Annotated in this window: 12 protein-coding genes; 4 read left to right on the forward strand and 8 right to left on the reverse strand. The window is 73.4% G+C overall.

Annotated elements, in window-relative coordinates; translation table 11 throughout:
• Nucleotides 1-37 precede the first annotated feature (37 nt).
• Nucleotides 38-1705 carry a UDP-N-acetylmuramoyl-L-alanyl-D-glutamate--2,6-diaminopimelate ligase gene (locus tag HNR10_RS05855; RefSeq protein ID WP_179821466.1) on the reverse strand — a complete coding sequence of 556 codons (1668 nt, stop codon included), beginning with the start codon at nt 1703-1705 and terminating at the stop codon, nt 38-40.
• A 462-nt stretch (nt 1706-2167) separates the two neighbouring features.
• Here HNR10_RS05855 and mmuM point away from each other — a divergent pair, with 462 nt between their 5' ends.
• Complete coding sequence (gene mmuM / locus HNR10_RS05860; protein WP_179821468.1) at nt 2168-3034, forward strand: homocysteine S-methyltransferase; 867 nt, start codon at nt 2168-2170, stop codon at nt 3032-3034.
• A 63-nt stretch (nt 3035-3097) separates the two neighbouring features.
• On the opposite strand, the gene HNR10_RS05865 is transcribed toward mmuM, so the two are convergent.
• The 4 genes from HNR10_RS05865 to mraZ all read right to left on the reverse strand — a co-directional run bounded on the left by HNR10_RS05865 (nt 3098) and on the right by mraZ (nt 7304).
• On the reverse strand, nt 3098-5068 hold the full coding sequence (locus HNR10_RS05865; RefSeq protein WP_179821470.1) for a peptidoglycan D,D-transpeptidase FtsI family protein: 1971 nt from the start codon (nt 5066-5068) through the stop codon (nt 3098-3100).
• Nucleotides 5065-5523 carry a hypothetical protein gene (locus tag HNR10_RS05870; RefSeq protein WP_179821472.1) on the reverse strand — a complete coding sequence of 153 codons (459 nt, stop codon included), beginning with the start codon at nt 5521-5523 and terminating at the stop codon, nt 5065-5067. The genes HNR10_RS05865 and HNR10_RS05870 overlap by 4 nt, the downstream gene beginning before the upstream one ends.
• 9 nt (nt 5524-5532) lie before the next feature.
• Entirely contained in the window at nt 5533-6594 is a 1062-nt protein-coding gene (rsmH, locus tag HNR10_RS05875; protein WP_179821474.1) for a 16S rRNA (cytosine(1402)-N(4))-methyltransferase RsmH, read from the reverse strand.
• A 278-nt stretch (nt 6595-6872) separates the two neighbouring features.
• Nucleotides 6873-7304 (reverse strand): division/cell wall cluster transcriptional repressor MraZ, encoded by a 432-nt coding sequence (gene mraZ, locus HNR10_RS05880; protein WP_179829555.1) that lies wholly within the window; start codon nt 7302-7304, stop codon nt 6873-6875.
• Between the two features lie 542 nt (nt 7305-7846).
• On the opposite strand from mraZ, the gene HNR10_RS05885 reads away from it, so the two are divergent.
• The 3 genes from HNR10_RS05885 to HNR10_RS05895 all read left to right on the forward strand — a co-directional run bounded on the left by HNR10_RS05885 (nt 7847) and on the right by HNR10_RS05895 (nt 12721).
• Nucleotides 7847-8839: an AAA family ATPase gene (locus HNR10_RS05885; protein WP_179821476.1), complete on the forward strand. Its 993-nt coding sequence runs from the start codon at nt 7847-7849 to the stop codon at nt 8837-8839.
• Between the two features lie 238 nt (nt 8840-9077).
• Complete coding sequence (locus HNR10_RS05890) at nt 9078-10406, forward strand: DUF58 domain-containing protein (protein ID WP_179829556.1); 1329 nt, start codon at nt 9078-9080, stop codon at nt 10404-10406.
• Between the two features lie 8 nt (nt 10407-10414).
• Nucleotides 10415-12721 (forward strand): transglutaminase TgpA family protein, encoded by a 2307-nt coding sequence (locus tag HNR10_RS05895; protein WP_179829557.1) that lies wholly within the window; start codon nt 10415-10417, stop codon nt 12719-12721.
• Between the two features lie 246 nt (nt 12722-12967).
• Here HNR10_RS05895 and HNR10_RS05900 read toward each other — a convergent pair whose 3' ends face one another.
• The 3 genes from HNR10_RS05900 to HNR10_RS05910 all read right to left on the reverse strand — a co-directional run bounded on the left by HNR10_RS05900 (nt 12968) and on the right by HNR10_RS05910 (nt 15816).
• Nucleotides 12968-13381, reverse strand: a complete 414-nt coding sequence (locus tag HNR10_RS05900; RefSeq protein ID WP_179821477.1) for a DUF3040 domain-containing protein — start codon at nt 13379-13381, stop codon at nt 12968-12970.
• 243 nt (nt 13382-13624) lie between these two features.
• A complete protein-coding gene (gene dinB / locus HNR10_RS05905) occupies nt 13625-14869 on the reverse strand; it encodes a DNA polymerase IV (RefSeq protein WP_179829558.1) in 1245 nt (414 codons plus the stop codon).
• Nucleotides 14870-15015: 146 nt separating this feature from the next.
• Nucleotides 15016-15816 carry a methyltransferase domain-containing protein gene (locus tag HNR10_RS05910; protein ID WP_179821479.1) on the reverse strand — a complete coding sequence of 267 codons (801 nt, stop codon included), beginning with the start codon at nt 15814-15816 and terminating at the stop codon, nt 15016-15018.
• Nucleotides 15817-15845 lie beyond the last annotated feature (29 nt).

Genomic DNA, 15845 nt, shown 5'->3' on the forward strand with positions numbered 1-15845 from the left:
CCGGCGCGTGCGGCCGCCCGGCCGGGGCGGCGCGGTGTCAACCCAGGTCGGGCGCGCGGTGGATGTCCTGGAGGGCGACGCCCAGGCGCTCGCGGGCACTCACGCTCAGGTGCCCCTCGATGGCCTCCCGCAGCACCTCGCGGTCGTCGAAGGGCAGGACCTCACCCCTGACGTACTGGCCGGTCTCGTGGCCTTTACCGGCCACGACGACCACGTCCCCGGGGCCGGCCCGGTCCACGGCCAGACCGATCGCCTCGGCGCGGTCGAGTTCCACCGTGACCCGCGCCCGCTGGTCCTCCGGCACCTTGACGACGCCTTCGAGCATGGCGGCGGCGATGGCGACGGGGTCCTCGGTGCGCGGGTTGTCGTTGGTGACGATGAGCTGGTCGGCCAGCCGTGCGGCGGCCTCGCCCATGAGCGGCCGTTTGGCGCGGTCGCGGTCCCCGCCGCAGCCCACGACCATGGTGAGGCGGCCCCGGGTCGTGGCGCGCAGCGCGGTGAGCACGGCCTCGATGGCTCCGGGCTTGTGGGAGTAGTCCACGAGCGCGGTGAAGTCCTGGACCGCGCTGGGCACCGAGTCGACCACGACCTGCTCCATGCGTCCGGGCACCCCGGGCGCGGCGGCCACACCCGCGATGGCGGTCTCCAGGGGCAGGCCGGCCTCGACCAGCCCGACGATGGCGGCCATCGCGTTGGAGACGTTGAAGGGCCCGGGCAGGGCGACGGAGGCGTCGGCCTCCATCCCACCGGGTCCGACGATGCGGAAGGTGCTGCCCGCGGCGCCCAGGTCCACGTCCACGGCCTGCCAGTCGGCGGCCATCCCGTTGTCCGGCCCGGCGTCGGACTGGCCCTCCACGGCGAACGTGGTCACGGGCACGGCGCCGTCGCCGCGCACCATGTCCACCAGCGCGCGCCCGAAGCGGTCGTCGGTGTTGACCACGGCGATGTCGCAGTACTCCGCGGAGAACAGGCGCGCCTTCGTCTCGAAGTAGTCGCGCAGGTCCGAGTGGAAGTCCAGGTGGTCCTGGGACAGGTTCGTGAAGATCGCGACGTCGTAGCGCGTCCCGCCCACCCGGCCCAGCGCGAGGGCGTGGCTGGAGACCTCCATGGCCGCCGCGTTGACACCGCGCTCGCGCATGACGGCGAAGAGGCCGTGCAGGTCGGTGGCCTCGGGGGTGGTGAGGGAGGAGGCGACGCGTTCGTCGCCCACGCGCATCTCGACGGTGCCGACCAGGCCGGTGTTCATGCCGGCCGCGCGCAGCCCGGACTCCACCAGGTAGGTGATGGTGGTCTTGCCGCTGGTGCCGGTGGTGCCGACCAGGAGCAGGTCGTGGGCGGGGTCGTCGAAGACCCAGGAGGCGGCCGTGCCGAGCGCGGCGCGGGCGTCGGGGACCACCAGGACGGGCAGGCCGGTGGCCGCGGCCCGGTCGGCCCCGGCCGCGTCGGTGAGGACGGCGGCGGCTCCGGCCTCGGCCACCTGCGCGGCGAAGTCCGCGCCGTGCGCGCGGGTTCCGGGGAGGGCGGCGTAGAGGTCGCCGGGGCGGACCTTGCGTGAGTCGTGGGTGATGCCGCGGACGTGCACCTCCTCGCCGGGCACCTCGGCGGTCTCGCGCGCGCCCGGTTCGGGGCGCAGCAGGGTGGCGTCCGGCCCGAGCAGCGTCGCGAGGGCGGACAGCGGACGGAGTTGAGTGTGTTCTGGTCGCATTACCGGTGGCACGAGTGGAGGTTAACGGCTGTGGAGGACCGCTCGGTAATTTCCACGCTGCGATGAGGGAGGAATCTCCGAACTGGCATTTCACCCAGGTTACGCCCGAGGCCCCCGGATAGCCTCGATCACATGGAATCCATGGCCGGGTCCCCGGAAGGGGAGGTGGCCGTCCCCCTGACGGATCCCCAGGGGGTCGGCTCGGGGCGCGCCAGTGTTCTGCAGGAGGAGACGGGGCCGCAGCGGCCCCGCTCACGGCGACCCCAGGGGGTGAATGGTGAACGGGACCACTCGCGGGAACCGCAGGGGGTGAATCCGGGCCAAAGCGAGGAACGAGCGGCGGCCCAAGGAAAACACGGCGAGGGCGCCGACGGGTCCTGGAGGACCTGGAGGTGCGCTCCCGAGGAACGAGGGAGTGCACCGGAAGGACCGAAGGCCCCGTGTACAGGCGCCCGAGCGCTGGTGCTGGACGGCGGTCTGGCCACGCGCCTGGAGGCCTACGGCCGCGACCTGGGCGGCGGGCTGTGGTCGGCACGGCTGCTGGCCGAGGAGCCCGACGTGATCCGCCGGGTGCACCGGGACTACTTCGAGGCGGGCGCCGACGTGGCCATCGCCGCCGGGTACCAGGCGAGCGTTCCGGCGTTCACGGCCCGCGGGTACGGACGGGCCGAGGCGGAGCGGCTGGTCGTGCGCTCGGTGGAGCTGGCGCTGGCCGAGCGGGACGCCTTCGGGTCCGGCCTGGTCGCCGCGGGTGTGGGGCCCTACGGCGCGGCGCTGGCCGACGGCTCGGAGTACACCGGCGCCTACGACCTCGACGAGGACGGCCTGTACCAGTGGCACGCGGAGCGCTGGCGGCTGCTCGTCGGCGCGGGGGCCGACCTCGTCGCCTGCGAGACCATCCCCTCCCTGGCGGAGGCGCGGGCGCTGGCCCGGCTGGTCCGGGAGACGCCGGGCGTACGGGCGTGGATGAGCTTCTCGTGCCGCGACGGCGGGCACATCAGCGACGGCACGCCGATGCGCGAGGCCGTGGCCGAGCTGGCTCCGCTGCACGCCGACGGCGGACTGGTGGCGGTCGGCGTCAACTGCACGGCGCCCCGCTTCGTGCCGTCCCTGGTGCGTACGGTCGCCGAGGCGGGCGTCCCGGCGGTCGCCTACCCCAACTCCGGCGAGGTGTGGGACGCGGCGGCGCAGCGCTGGACGGGCACGGGCGAGCCGGAGGAGTTCGGGGCCGAGGCCCGGCTCTGGCGGGAGGCCGGGGCGGCCCTGGTCGGCGGGTGCTGCCGGACCGGCCCCGAGCACATCCGGTCGGTGCGCGCGCACCTGTCGTGAACGGCGGAGGCGGACGGCGCCGAGCGCGCCGTCCGCCTCCGCGGCCGTCGTGGAACCGGTCCCTCACTCCTCCAGGCGGATCGCCGGCGGCTCGGTCTCCGTCGGCGGCACCTTGAGCGACTGCAGGGCGAAGGACATGATGTCGTTGAACACCGGGCCCGCCGCCTCGCCGCCGTAGTAGGTCTCCTGGGGGTTGTGCAGGACCACCTGGACGACGACCTCGGGCGCGTCGGCCGGGGCGAACCCGGCGAAGGTCGCGGTGTAGCCGCCGTCCTCGTAGGTTCCCGTCTCCGGATTGATGCGGTTGGCGGTACCGGTCTTGCCCGCCACGCGGTAGCCGTCGATGCGGGCCTGGGGTGCGGTGCCCTCGTCGCTGGTGACCGCCTCCAGCATCAGGGCGAGCTGGTCAGCGGTCTCCTGGCTGACCACCCGCCGCTGCTCCGGGTCGTCCGAGGGCGCGAACTCCCCGTCCGCGTCGACCGTCCCGGCGACGATCGTCGGGTCGGCCCGCACACCGCCGTTGGCGATCGTCGCGTACACCGACGCCATCTGCGTGGCGTTGACCGAGAGGCTGTGGCCGATCGACACCGACGGCAGCTGGGTGCCCCACCAGTCGTCGGGGTCGGTGAGGATGCCCGCCTCCTCGCCCGGCAGGTGCAGCCCGGTGGGCTGGCCCAGACCGAAGTCCTCCATGAAGGAGTGCAGGACACCGGCTCCGACCTGGTCGGCGATCTTGATCGTGCCCACGTTGCTGGAGTGGGCCATGATGCCGTTGACGGTCAGGCGCTGGGTCTCGTGGTAGCTGGAGTCCTTGAAGGTCTGGTCGTAGTACTGCTGGGCGTAGGGCACGGTGTAGACGGTGTCGGGGGTGGTCACCCCCTCCTCCAGGGCCGATCCGATGGTGATGACCTTGTTGGTGCTGCCCGGTTCGAAGGTCTCGTGCACCGCCCCGTTGGACCACTCCTCCGGCCCGGTCGCCTGGATGTCGTTCTGGTCGTAGCTGGGGTAGTCGGCCATGCCGATGATCTCGCCGGTGGGCAGCATGGCGATGGCGCTGCCCCCCTCGGCGTCGAGTTCCTCGACCCGCTCGGCGAGCACCTGGGCCATGTGGAACTGCAGATCCCGGTCCAGGGTCAGGCGCACGTCCTGGCCGGGCACCGGATCGCGGACCAGACCGCCCGCCATGGGGATCTGGGTGCCGTCGGCGCCCACCTCGACCTGCCGCTTGCCGGCCTCGCCCGCCAGGGTGTCGTTGAGGTAGCCCTCCAGACCCTCCAGGCCGTGGCCCTCGCTCCCGACGAAGCCCACCAGGTCGGCGGCGCCGGTCTCCTCGGGGTAGACGCGGTTGTAGTCCACCTGGGCGCCGACGCCGGACAGGCCCAGATCGCGCAGCTCGCCCCACGCCTCGGGCGTGACCTCGGTCGCCACCACCTGGTAGCGGCTGGGCCTGGCGTCGACCTTGGCCTCGACCTCGTCCTCCTCCAGCCCGAAGCGGGTGACGAGTTCGTCCACGAGCTGGTCGCGCTCGTCCTCCTCGACCTCCTCGGGGTCGACGAAGACGGTGCGCACCTCCACCGACAGGGCGAAGGGATGGCCCTCCGCGTCGGTGATCTGGCCGCGCAGCGTGGGGATGTCGATGGTCTGCAGGCGCAGGTTGGAGGCGGCCTCGGCGTAGGTCTCGGCGTCCAGGCCCTGGATCTGGACCAGGCGGCCGGCGAACAGGAGGATGACGACCGCGATCAGTGCCGCGCCGAGCTTGAGCCGCTTGCGCGGTTCGCCCCGGCGGAAGGTGCGCCGCAGCAGGGGCGGCGGCGGAGGCGGTGGCGCGGTGCGGCGGCGCGGCGCGGCGCCCTCCCCGCCCCGGCGTACCCGGCGCGGGCCGCCTTGGGCGGCCCGCGCCGCGGCGGACGCGCGCGTACCGCCGTCCGGGCGGCGCGGTTCGCGCTGGGGACGCTTACTGGGCCTGGACCCGGAGCGCCCGGACGCTCCGGGTCTGCGGGGGTCGCGGGGGCGGCGGTCCCGGGGCGTGCTCAATCACCGCTCCCAACGCTCCCGGACACCCGGCCCTCGTCGAGGTCGAGGAAGAGCGGGCCCTCGCCGGGCTCCATGCCCATCTCCTCGGCCTCCGAGGCGATCCGCTCGGAGGTCTCCAGGTGCGCGACGCTCTCCCGCAGCTGCTGCTCCTCGTAGGACAGCTCGCGGTTCTCCGCCTGCAGGCTGGTGATGGCGAAGGCCTCCTCGGCCACGACGCTGCGCAGGACGAGCAGGCCGACGAGCGCTCCGCCGAGCAGGCACAGCACGAGCAGGACGAAGGGGATGCGCGGTGCGCGCCCGCCCCCTCCGCTCTCGCGCGGTGCCCGCGTGGTGGTCGCCGGGCGTGCCGGAGCGCGCTTGGGCGCGGCCTTGGGCGCGGCCTTGGTCGCCGGGCGCGTCCTGGTGCCCGCGGTGCCGCGCGAGGAGGCACGGCGGGTGTCCGTCCTGGTGCTCATGTGGTCTCCCTACTGCCGCGACGGCCTGCGTACGCGTTCGACCGCCCGCAGACGGGCGGACTGCGCACGCGGGTTGCGTTCGTTCTCTTCCTCCGTGGGGAGCTCGGCTCCCCGGGTGAGGAGCCGGAGTTCGGGCTGCCGGTCGGGGAGCGGGACGGGCAGGTCCGCGGGGGTGGTGTCCTTGGCCAGCGCGGCGAACGCCCGCTTGGTGATGCGGTCCTCCAGGGAGTGGTAGGACAGCACGGCGATGCGGCCGCCGACGGCGAGCCGGGACAGGGCCGCGGGCAGGGTGGCCTCGAGGATGGACAGTTCCGCGTTGACCTCGATGCGCAGCCCCTGGAAGGTGCGCTTGGCGGGGTGGCCGCCGGTGCGTCGGGTGGCCGCGGGGATGGCGTCGCGGACCAGCTCGGCGAGTTCGCGGGTGGAGGTGATGGGCGCCTGGGCGCGCCGGCGCTCGATCGCCCGGGCCACGCGGGAGGCGAAGCGCTCCTCGCCGTAGGCGCGCAGCACCCGGGTGAGCTCGCCGACGGGGTAGGTGTTGACGACCTGGCCGGCGGTGAGCTCCTGGGTGCGGTCCATCCGCATGTCCAGGGGCGCGTCGTGGGCGTAGGCGAAGCCGCGGTCGGTCTCGTCGAGCTGCGGTGAGGAGACTCCGAGGTCGAGCAGGACCGCGTCGGCCTCGGAGACGCCCGCCTCGTCCAGGGCGCGCGGGATCTCGGAGTAGACCGCGTGGACGAAGTGGGTGCGGTCGGCGTAGGACGCGAGCCGGGCGGCGCTGCGCTCCAGGGCGGTGGTGTCGCGGTCGACGCCGACCAGGCGCATGGTGGGGCAGGCCTTCAGCAGCGCCTCGGAGTGCCCGCCCAGTCCCAGGGTTCCGTCCACCAGGACGGCGCCGGGCGCGCTGAGCGCGGGCGCGAGCAGTTCCACGATGCGGTCGAGCATGACGGGTACATGGAGCGGGTCGATCCCCTCGCGCGCGGCCCGGATGCGGTCCTCGATGTCACCGGAGCCGTGCTCACGGTGTGGCCCGCCGTCTGCCTCGGATGGTGCCCGCCGCCCGTCGTCCCCCATGCGCCGCCGTTCCTCCACGCTGTCACCGTCTCCCCCTGAGTCGCCGCGGTAGCGCCGATCGTGCGCTCCGCGGTGTCCTTCGCGTGGCCCGGCCGGGTTCCGGCAAGGCCGTCCGGACACGGCCGCTATTGTCCACCTTCCGGCGGGTTCGCGTTCACCACCTGGCACCGGGGAAGTCGCGCCAGCTCGTGTGTGCCGTCTCCGGAGGCCGTTGCCGGACTCCGACTTGCAAGGGTGTGGACTTCGTGCTGGTGGTCCCGGCGATGGCGCCGCCGGGTTCACAGCACCCCGGGCAGCACCTCCTCCGACAGTTGCGCGAAAGCCTGTTCCTGCTCGGCCTCGTAGTCCGACCACGCCTCGTCCGCCCAGATCTCCAGGCGGGTGTTGGCCCCGATCACGACACAGTCGCGATCGAGCCCCGCGTAGGCGCGCAGCTTCGGCGGGATGGTGATCCGGCCCTGTTTGTCACAGGACTCGTCGGACGCGCTGGCGAAGAGGATCCGGCTGTAGTCGCGAACCGCCTTGGCGGTGACCGGGGCCGAGCTGAGCGCGTCGGTGACGCGCTGGAACTCCGCCGTCGGGAAGACGTAGAGACAGTGCTCCTGGCCTTTCGTGATCACCAACCCCCCCGACAGTTCGTCGCGGTACTTCGCCGGAAGGAACAACCGTCCCTTCTGATCGAGGCGAGGCGTATGAGTGCCGAGGAACACAGTGGCACCCCCCTCACCCCGAAGTGGAGAATTCACCAGCTCCACGATGCTCCACCTTACTCCACTCCGCCCCACCGTCAACAGCTTCAATCCCGATTCACGCCGCAAAGAATCGATAAATGCGCAGGTCAGCGAGGTGGAGCGGAGTGGAGCGCCCTGGCGCGCCCCTGAGCGCCCACGGCAGCCCGGCCCCGAGCCCGCTGACGTGGAGCGATGCCGCCACCACGCGCGGGCGCACGCGCGCGCGAGACGCCGGGGATTCGGGGCGGGCCGGAAACCCGGTTCCACCGATTCACGGGTCGCCCCGCGGGAGGCGGCCGCGAATGAGGAGTGGGCGATTCGGGCCCTTGGGCCTCTTTGGCCGACCACCGACGCTCGCGGCCCACCGGACACCGCGGGGAAAGGGGGCCGGGGCAGAACCTCGACAGCGGACGGAGCGTCACAATTTCGGCGGATGCGAAGTATCGCTCCACGCCGCTGACCGAGCCGGTAGCCTCGGTTCGACCATCGGTACACGAAGACCAGACGGAGCGGAGGTTCTCGTGTCACTCAACACACACCACGGCGGCCGCGGGGGCGGTGTCCAGGACGGCGTCGGCGAGGTCGTCGCCGTCGCCGATCGGATCAGGACCGCCATCGAGACCGTCATCGAGGGCAAACCCGAGGTCCTGCGCATCGCACTGACGGTGCTCCTCGCCGAGGGCCACCTGCTCATCGAGGACGTCCCCGGCGTCGGCAAGACCATGCTCGCCAAGGCCCTGGGCCGCGCCGTGGACTGCTCGGTCCAGCGCGTCCAGTTCACCCCCGACCTGCTGCCCAGCGACATCACCGGCGTCAGCGTCTTCCACCAGGACCGCCACGAGTTCGAGTTCAACCCGGGCCCGGTGTTCGCCAACATCGTCCTGGGCGACGAGATCAACCGCGCCTCCCCCAAGACCCAGGCGGCCCTGCTGGAGTGCATGGAGGAGCGCCAGGTCAGCGTCGACGGCCAGACCCGCGCCCTGGAGCGGCCGTTCATGGTCGTCGCCACCCAGAACCCCGCCGACATGGAGGGGACCTACGCCCTGCCCGAGGCCCAGCGCGACCGGTTCATGGCGCGCGTCTCGGTCGGCTACCCCTCGCCGCAGTCCGAGCTGGACATGATCGACTCGCACGGCTCGCGTTCCCCGCTGGACTCCCTGGCCGCGGTCACCAACGCCGAGCGCGTCCGTCACCTCGCCGACCACGTGCGCTCGGTGCACGTCGCCCCCGGCATGCGCCGCTACGTCGTCGACCTGGTCAACTCCACCCGGACCAGCCCGGAGCTGCGCCTGGGCGCCTCGCCCCGCGCGACCCTGCACCTGGTGCGCGCCGCCCGTGCCTACGCGGCCCTGGACGGGCGCCACTACGTCGTCCCCGACGACGTGCAGGCGCTGGCGGTCCCCGTGCTGGCGCACCGGCTGCTGCCCGCGCCCGAGGCCCAGATGGAACGGCTCACCGCCGAGCAGATCGTCGCCAAGCTGGTGGCGCGCCTGCCGGTCCCCGGCCCGAACTGACCGACCGCGCCCCGCGGCGCCCACGACGCCCGAGAGAGGGCCCATGCGCCCACCCGCACCCACCACCCGGACGCCGACGGCGCAGCCCCCTCCCGACCTCTCCCACCACCCCCGACGGACACCCCCGGTGACCCCAGTGACCCCGGCGCAGCCTTCCCCGCCCGCCTCCCACCACTCCGCGCCCACCCCCGCCGCGCGACCGCGCCTGCGCCGCCGACTGACCGCGCGGGGCGTGTGGATGCTGGTCCTGGGCCTGGTCGCGCTGGTGGCCGGATCCGTCCTGGGCCAGCGCGAACTCGTGGGCGTGGGCGTCCTGCTCCTGGTGGTACCGCCGCTGGCCGCACTCACCGTGATGGGCGCGACCGCACGGATCGCGCACAGCCGGTCGGTCCTGCCGGCCCGGGTCACCGCCGGGCACGACGCCCGGGTCCTGGTGCGGGTGGGCAACTCCTCGCGGACGTGGCCGGTCTCCGCGCTGTTCGTCGAGGACACCCTGCCGGCGCCGCTGGGCAGCGAACCCCGCTACACCATCGGCCACCTCGGCCCGCGCGCGGCCCGCGACGTCACCTACCTCGTACGCCCCGCGGTCCGCGGCAGCTACCCCGTGGGGCCGCTCCGGGTCGGTGTCGCCGACCCGCTCGGATGCGTACGCGTCACCCGCGACGTCGGCGCGCCCTCGCCTCTGCTCGTGACCCCGCCGGTCGTGCCGCTGGACGCGCTGGGCGAGGCCGACGGCTCCCAGGGCGAGCAGTCCCCGCGCCGCTCGGTGACCGGCGTGGGCGAACAGGACCCGGTGCCGCGCGAGTACCAGCACGGCGACGATCTGCGCCGCGTGCACTGGCGCTCCACCGCCAAGCAGGGCGAGCTGATGGTCCGCCGGGACGAGCAGCACTGGCGGGAGAACATTTCCATCCTGCTGGACACCCGCCGGAGCGCCCACCGGGGCGAGGGCCCCGACGGTTCGCTGGAGACCGCGGTGAGCGCGGCGGCGTCGGTGGCCGTGCACCTGATCGACGGCGGGCACGAACTGCGCTTCCTGACCGAACGGGGCCGGATGCACACGGCCGACGCCGCCGGCGTGCTGGACCGCCTGGCCGTCACCCGGGCCTCGGACTCCCGCGGCCTGTTCGGTGGAATCGACCAGCTCGGCGGGTCCCGCGGCGCCTCCTCCAGCCTGCTCGTCGCGGTCCTGGGCGCGGTCTCGCCCGAGGAGGCGGCTGCGCTGTCGACCGTGGGCGGCGGGTCCACACGGGTCGCCGTGCTGTGCGAGCACGGCGCCTGGCCCACCCGTCTCCCACCACCACCCTCAACGGACGCCTACGGCGCGGTCTCCGCCCCACGTCTCCCACCACCACCCTCAACGGACGCCTACGGCGCGGTCTCCGCCCCACGTCCGTCCTCGGCTCCCGCGCTGCCGGAGTCGGTCCGCGGTGCGCGCGACATCCTCGCCTCCGGCGGCTGGCGCGTCCTCGTCGTCTCCTCCGTCTCCCAACTGCCCGCGCTGTGGCGCCGCGCGACCGCCGGCGAGGGCGCCGCCCCGTACCCGCCCCGGGAGGGTCGGCGTTGAGAACACTGATGCCCCTGGCCACCCTCGTCTGCCTGCTGACGGCGATGCCGCTGCTGGGTTCGCTGCTCCTGGGCCCCTGGTGGGTCCCGGCGGTCGTGCTCATGATCGCGGTGACCGCGGTGTCGGCGCTGTACCGGCTGACCCGCTGGAACCTGCTGCCCGTGCCGCTCCTGCAACTGCTGGCGGCCGCGGTGCTGATCACCCCGATGTTCGCCGCCGGGGAGGCCCTGGCGGGTGTCGTTCCCACGGTGGACAGCGTCGCGCACCTGGCGCGAACGCTCCAGCGGGGCGTGGACACCATCTACACGAGCACACCGCCGGTCGCCGCCTCCGCCGGGATCACCCTGATCATCGCGGTGGTGTTCGTGGTGTTCATGATCACCGCGGACTTCCTGGCGGTGACGGCGCGCTGCCCGGGCATGGTGGGCGGCCTGCTGCTGGCGCTGCTGGCCGTGCCGCTGCTCATGGGGGGCGAGGCGCTGGCGTGGGGCCCGATGGCCGCCGCCGCGGCGGGGTTCCTGGCCCTGCTGGCCGCGGACATGTGGGTGCGGGGCCGCGAGTGGGGCCTGTACGTCCCCGACGACGGATCGGGAACGCACGTCGTGGGCGGGCTGCGCCGGATCGCGGTGACGGCGGTCGCCGTGACCACCGCGATCCTGTTGGCCCTGGCCCTGCCAGCGGCGGTCCCGAGCCTGCGCAGCGACGTCTTCTACGACCTCGCCGACGGTACCTACATCGGCAGGAACGGGGAGACCATCACCACCACCAATCCGGTGGTGTCGCTGCGGCGCGCCCTGGACGCGCCCGCCGACCGCACGGTGCTCACCTACCGGTCCACCAGCGACGACCCGGACTACCTGCGCACGTTCGCCCTCAACGAGTTCGACGGCGTGAACTGGACGATGACGCCGGTCAACGCCTCCGGCGACAGTGAGGCCTCCGGAGAGCTGCCGCCGCCCGCGGGATGGCCCGAATCCGCGCCCGAGGAGACGGTCACCACGCGGATCTCCATGGACTCCGACACGCCCCGGGTGGACTTCCTCCCCCTGCCGTACTGGGCGAGTTCGGTCGACGCCCCCGGCCAGTGGTTCATCGATCCCGAGACCCACATGGTCTTCACCACGGACAGCCCGACCACCGGTCTGAACTTCACGGTGGAGTCCGTCGAGAACCGGCCCTCCGGGGACGACCTGGCGGCGGCCGGGAGTCCGCGGTCGCTGGGCGGCGGCCAACTGGACCTGCCCGACGGGCTGGACCCGGCCGTGGAACAGCTGACCGAGCAGGTGACCGCGGACGCCGACACCCCCTACGAGCGCGCGGTCGCGATCCAGGAGTACTTCACCGACGGGCCGTTCGTCTACGACCTGACGCCGCCCGCGGTGCCCGACGGTGTGGACCCGCTGGCGCACTTCCTGCTGACCGACCAGGTGGGCTACTGCCAGCAGTTCGCGAGCGCCATGGCCGTGATGGCACGGCAGGCGGGTGTCCCGTCGCGGGTGGCCATGGGCTACACCGCGGGCGAGAACATCGAGGGCGACCGCTGGGAGGTCACCGCGGGCGACGCCCACGCGTGGCCGGAACTGTACTTCGAGGACGTGGGCTGGGTCCGCTTCGAGCCGACCCCGGCGTCGCAGAACGGCCAGGGCTCGGCCACGGTGCCGGACTACACCTTCGGTGGCAGGGCGCCGGGCGCCGATCCGGCCGAGCCGCGCGACCCCGGTGCGGAGGAACCCGAGCCGCCGGAACCCAGCACGCCCGACGACGAGCCGTCGGAGTCGCCGCGGGAGAGCGAGTCGCCGGAGGACGAGGCGTCCGCGCCGATGGCCGGCGGCGGAGACGACGACACCTCGGACACCGACCTGTCGTGGCTGCCGGCCGCGGGCGCGGCGCTGGGGGGCGCACTCCTGCTGCTGGTGCCCGCGCTGGTCCGGGTGGTGGTGCGCTGGACGCGGCTGTCCGGACTGCCGGGCGCGGGGCCCGTGACCGGTGCCCACACCGCCTGGCGCGAACTGCGCGACACGTGGCTGGACCTGGGCGGTACGTGGGACCTGGCGGAGAGCCCGAGGGCGACGGCCCAGCGCCTGGCCGGTCACGACGCGGGGACCCGTGCGGCCCTGTGGCGGCTGGCGCTGGCGGAGGAGTCGGCGCGCTACGCTCCGGCGCCCGCGGACGGCGCGGGACTCCAGGACGACCTCCGCACGGCCCGCTCCGGCCTGATGTCGGCGGCCTCCCGGGGAGCGCGGCTGCGCGCGGTGCTCCTGCCCCGCTCGCTCGCCCCCTGGACGGCCCCGCGCCCCGCCCCGGCACCGGCCTAGACGTCCCGGGTCCCGGGCGGGGTCCGGGTGCGCCGCCCGGGCCCTGGCGGCGAACAGCCCGGGCACCGCGCGCACCGGGGGTTCCGGGTGGCGCCGGTCCAGGCACACGAACGTGGTGGGGGCCGCACGGTGACCGTGCGGCCCCCACCACGTGAGATTCCGGAACCCCGTGGTCCCGGTTCGAACGTCCCCGCCCCGTGCCCTGGAGCACGGTCCTCTTCGCTGGTCGGCGGGAGACGGACCGAGCTACTCGTTGCCCTCCTGGCGACGCCGCCAGCGCTCCTCGAAGCGGTTCATCATGCCCGGACGGCTGCCGCCGCCCTTGCGCCGCTGCCGTGGCTGCTCCGCGGCCGCGGTCGCGGCCTCACCGCCACCGCCGGCCGCCTTGCGCCAGGCGTTGGCTCCCCACAGGAAGCACGCCAGCATGACGATGAAACCGAGGACGCTGATGAGCACTTGCATGACCGGGTTGCCGATCAGGAGCCCGGCCAACAGCAGGACGACGCCGATGACGAATCCGAGACCGGCCTTGATGATCCAGCGCTTGTAATGGACCGCGGGGTTCGTTTGCCGAACGGTGTTCGCGAACTTCGGGTCCTCGGCATACAGCGCCCGCTCGATCTGGTCGAGCATGCGCTGCTCGTGTTCAGAGAGCGGCACGGCGCCTCCCTACGACAGTCCCCGGTTGGGGTGACGGGTACTGATGAACAGTCTCTTGGTCAGTGGTATGCCCAGAATACGGTGCACTAGCGCCTGCTGGAAAGAAAAGCTGCGTGTGTACCTGGCCCACTACGGCCACGATACCCGCGCCCTGTATCGGAAACACCAGCTTCCATGCCTCTCTGCTACCCCTGACTGCGATCCTACTGTTGGAACGCTTCACGGTGACCGGAAGTTGCCGCATCATACGTCGTTTTCGTCACGTTTGGCCAGCACTGCCGACTGTATCGCGCCCTGCCCGAATCGCGCCGTAACGCGGTCCATCACACGCTCCACGTCCCTCCAACCGGTGTCCTCCTCCCCCAGTGCCAACTGGCGGTGCGCCTGGTCGGCCGGGGTGACGCCTTCGACCCGCACCCCCACCAGCCTCAGGCGTACCCTTTCCATACCGGCGGCGGCGTACAGCTCCCGCGCGACGGCGCTGATCTCCCGGGCCACGTCCGTGCTCTCGGGCAGGGTGCGCGACCGCGAGATCGTGGAGAAGTCGGCCCGGCGCAGCTTCACGCTGACCGTGCGCCCCACCTGCTCGGTGGCCCGCAGCCGCCGCGCCACCTTCTCCGAGAGCCGGAGCAGTTCCCGGTTGATCACGTCCGGGTCGCCGACGTCGACGTCGAAGGTCTCCTCCGCGCCGATGCTCTTGTCCGGCGACTCCGGGACGACCGCGCTGGTGTCGACGCCCCGGGCCAGCTCGGACAGCCGGGTGCCCGCCTTGGTTCCGAGCTCCATCCGCAGCAGGTCCGGTTCGACCCGGGCCAGCGCCCCGACGGTGCGCAGGCCGAGCTTGACGAGGGTCTGCTCGGTCTTGTCGCCCACGCCCGGCAGGGCGCCCACGGGCAGCGGGTCCAGGAAGTCCCGCACCTGGTCGGTGGGAACGAGCAGCAGGCCGTCCGGCTTGCAGTGCGTGGAGCCGAGCTTGGCGGTGAAACGGGTGGCCGCCACGCCCACCGAACAGGTGAGCCGCTGCTCGGACCGGACCCGCTCACGGATCATCGCGGCGATGTGCACGGGGCCGCCCAGCCGGCGGCGGGCCCCCGAGACGTCCAGGAAGGCCTCGTCCAGGGACAGGGGCTGCACCAGCGGTGTCACGGACCTCAGGATGTCCATGACCGCCTCGGAGACCTCCCGGTAGGCGCGGCCGTCGGGCGGGAAGACCACGGCGTCCGGGCACAGGCGTGTCGCCCGTACCATCGGCATCGCCGAGTGCACGCCCTTCGCGCGGGCCAGGTAGTCGGCGGAGGAGACGACACCGCGCGGCCCGGTCCCGCCCACGATGACCGGACGGCCGCGCGCCTCGGGGTTGCGCAGCTGTTCCACGCTCGCGAAGAACGCGTCCATGTCCAGGTGCAGGATGTGGCAGTCGGTGTCCGGGCCCGAGCCGTCCGTGGGGAAGTCGGCGCCCAGCGGCACGATGCCCTCGGAGGAGACCATCCCCCGCAGGGCCGCGCCGCGTTCCAGTTGCCGTCGACTCACTTCTACTACGACCTCGCAGGATCGGCCGGGGCGCCTCTGGCGAACGCCCTGGTGAGGCGTTTGCCCACCAGCTTACGTCGGACTCCGGAACGCGGGGGCCGGGGTCAGGGGCGGTGGGCGACGGCGTGGAGCTGGGTGGCGATCCCGATGAGCTCGGGGTGCTCGGCCGCGGCCCGCTCCAGCTCGACGAGGCGCTGTCCGGCCTGCGCGTCGCCCTCCCAGGCGTGCCCGGGGAGGACGTCGGCGAACGCACGGACGCCGCGGATGCTCTCCTGCTCCAGACCGGCTCCGCCGATCAGCGCCAGCAGCTGCTGACGGGTGAACCGGCGCGGCATGGGGTCGCTCTCGCCCCACCGGCCGTCGGGGTCCACGAGGAGCCGGTGGGCGTCCTCGATGTGCCCGGCCAGGGCCCGGTGGAGGGCGCCGGCCACCGCGTTGGTGACCAGAACGCTGACCGCGCCGCCGGGCCGGGTGATGCCGACCACGTCGTGCAGCGCGGCGGCCGGGTCCTCGACGTACTCCAGGACGTTGTGCACGAGCACCAGGTCCGTGCTGCCGGGCGTGAACAGCCCGGACAGGTCACGCGTCTCGCCCTGCACACCGCGTACGGTGACACCGCGCTCGGCGGCTCGGCGCTCCAGCGCGGCGAGCGAGTCGGGGCTGGGCTCGACGACCGTGACCCGGTGGCCGAGTTCGGCGAGCGGGACGGCGGCTCCGCCGGTGCCCCCGCCCGCGTCCACGATCTCCAGGGGTCCGCCGTCACCGAGCCGGGCCAGCAGTCCCTCCAGGGCGTCCCACACGACCGCGGTCCGCGCGGCGTTGGCCGCCCGCGCCGGTCCGGCCGTGCCTCCGGCGCCCGAGCCGCCGCTGTCGGCGGTCGCGGTCGCAGTGCTCCTGTCAGTCACCTGACGTCCCCTCCATCACTGTGCCCGGC

The organism is Nocardiopsis aegyptia (assembly GCF_013410755.1).
In the GTDB taxonomy this organism is placed as follows: Bacteria; Actinomycetota; Actinomycetes; order Streptosporangiales; family Streptosporangiaceae; genus Nocardiopsis; species Nocardiopsis aegyptia.

Excerpts from the sequence above, each read along its gene's own strand:
- HNR10_RS05855 (WP_179821466.1), bottom strand. The coding sequence starts at position 1,705 with ATGCGACCAGAACACACTCAACTCCGTCCGCTGTCCGCCCTCGCGACG.
- HNR10_RS05870 (WP_179821472.1), bottom strand. The coding sequence starts at position 5,523 with ATGAGCACCAGGACGGACACCCGCCGTGCCTCCTCGCGCGGCACCGCG.
- rsmH (WP_179821474.1), bottom strand. The coding sequence starts at position 6,594 with ATGGGGGACGACGGGCGGCGGGCACCATCCGAGGCAGACGGCGGGCCA.
- HNR10_RS05890 (WP_179829556.1), top strand. The coding sequence starts at position 9,078 with ATGCTGGTCCTGGGCCTGGTCGCGCTGGTGGCCGGATCCGTCCTGGGC.
- HNR10_RS05895 (WP_179829557.1), top strand. The coding sequence starts at position 10,415 with ATGCCCCTGGCCACCCTCGTCTGCCTGCTGACGGCGATGCCGCTGCTG.
- dinB (WP_179829558.1), bottom strand. The coding sequence starts at position 14,869 with ATGGTCTCCTCCGAGGGCATCGTGCCGCTGGGCGCCGACTTCCCCACG.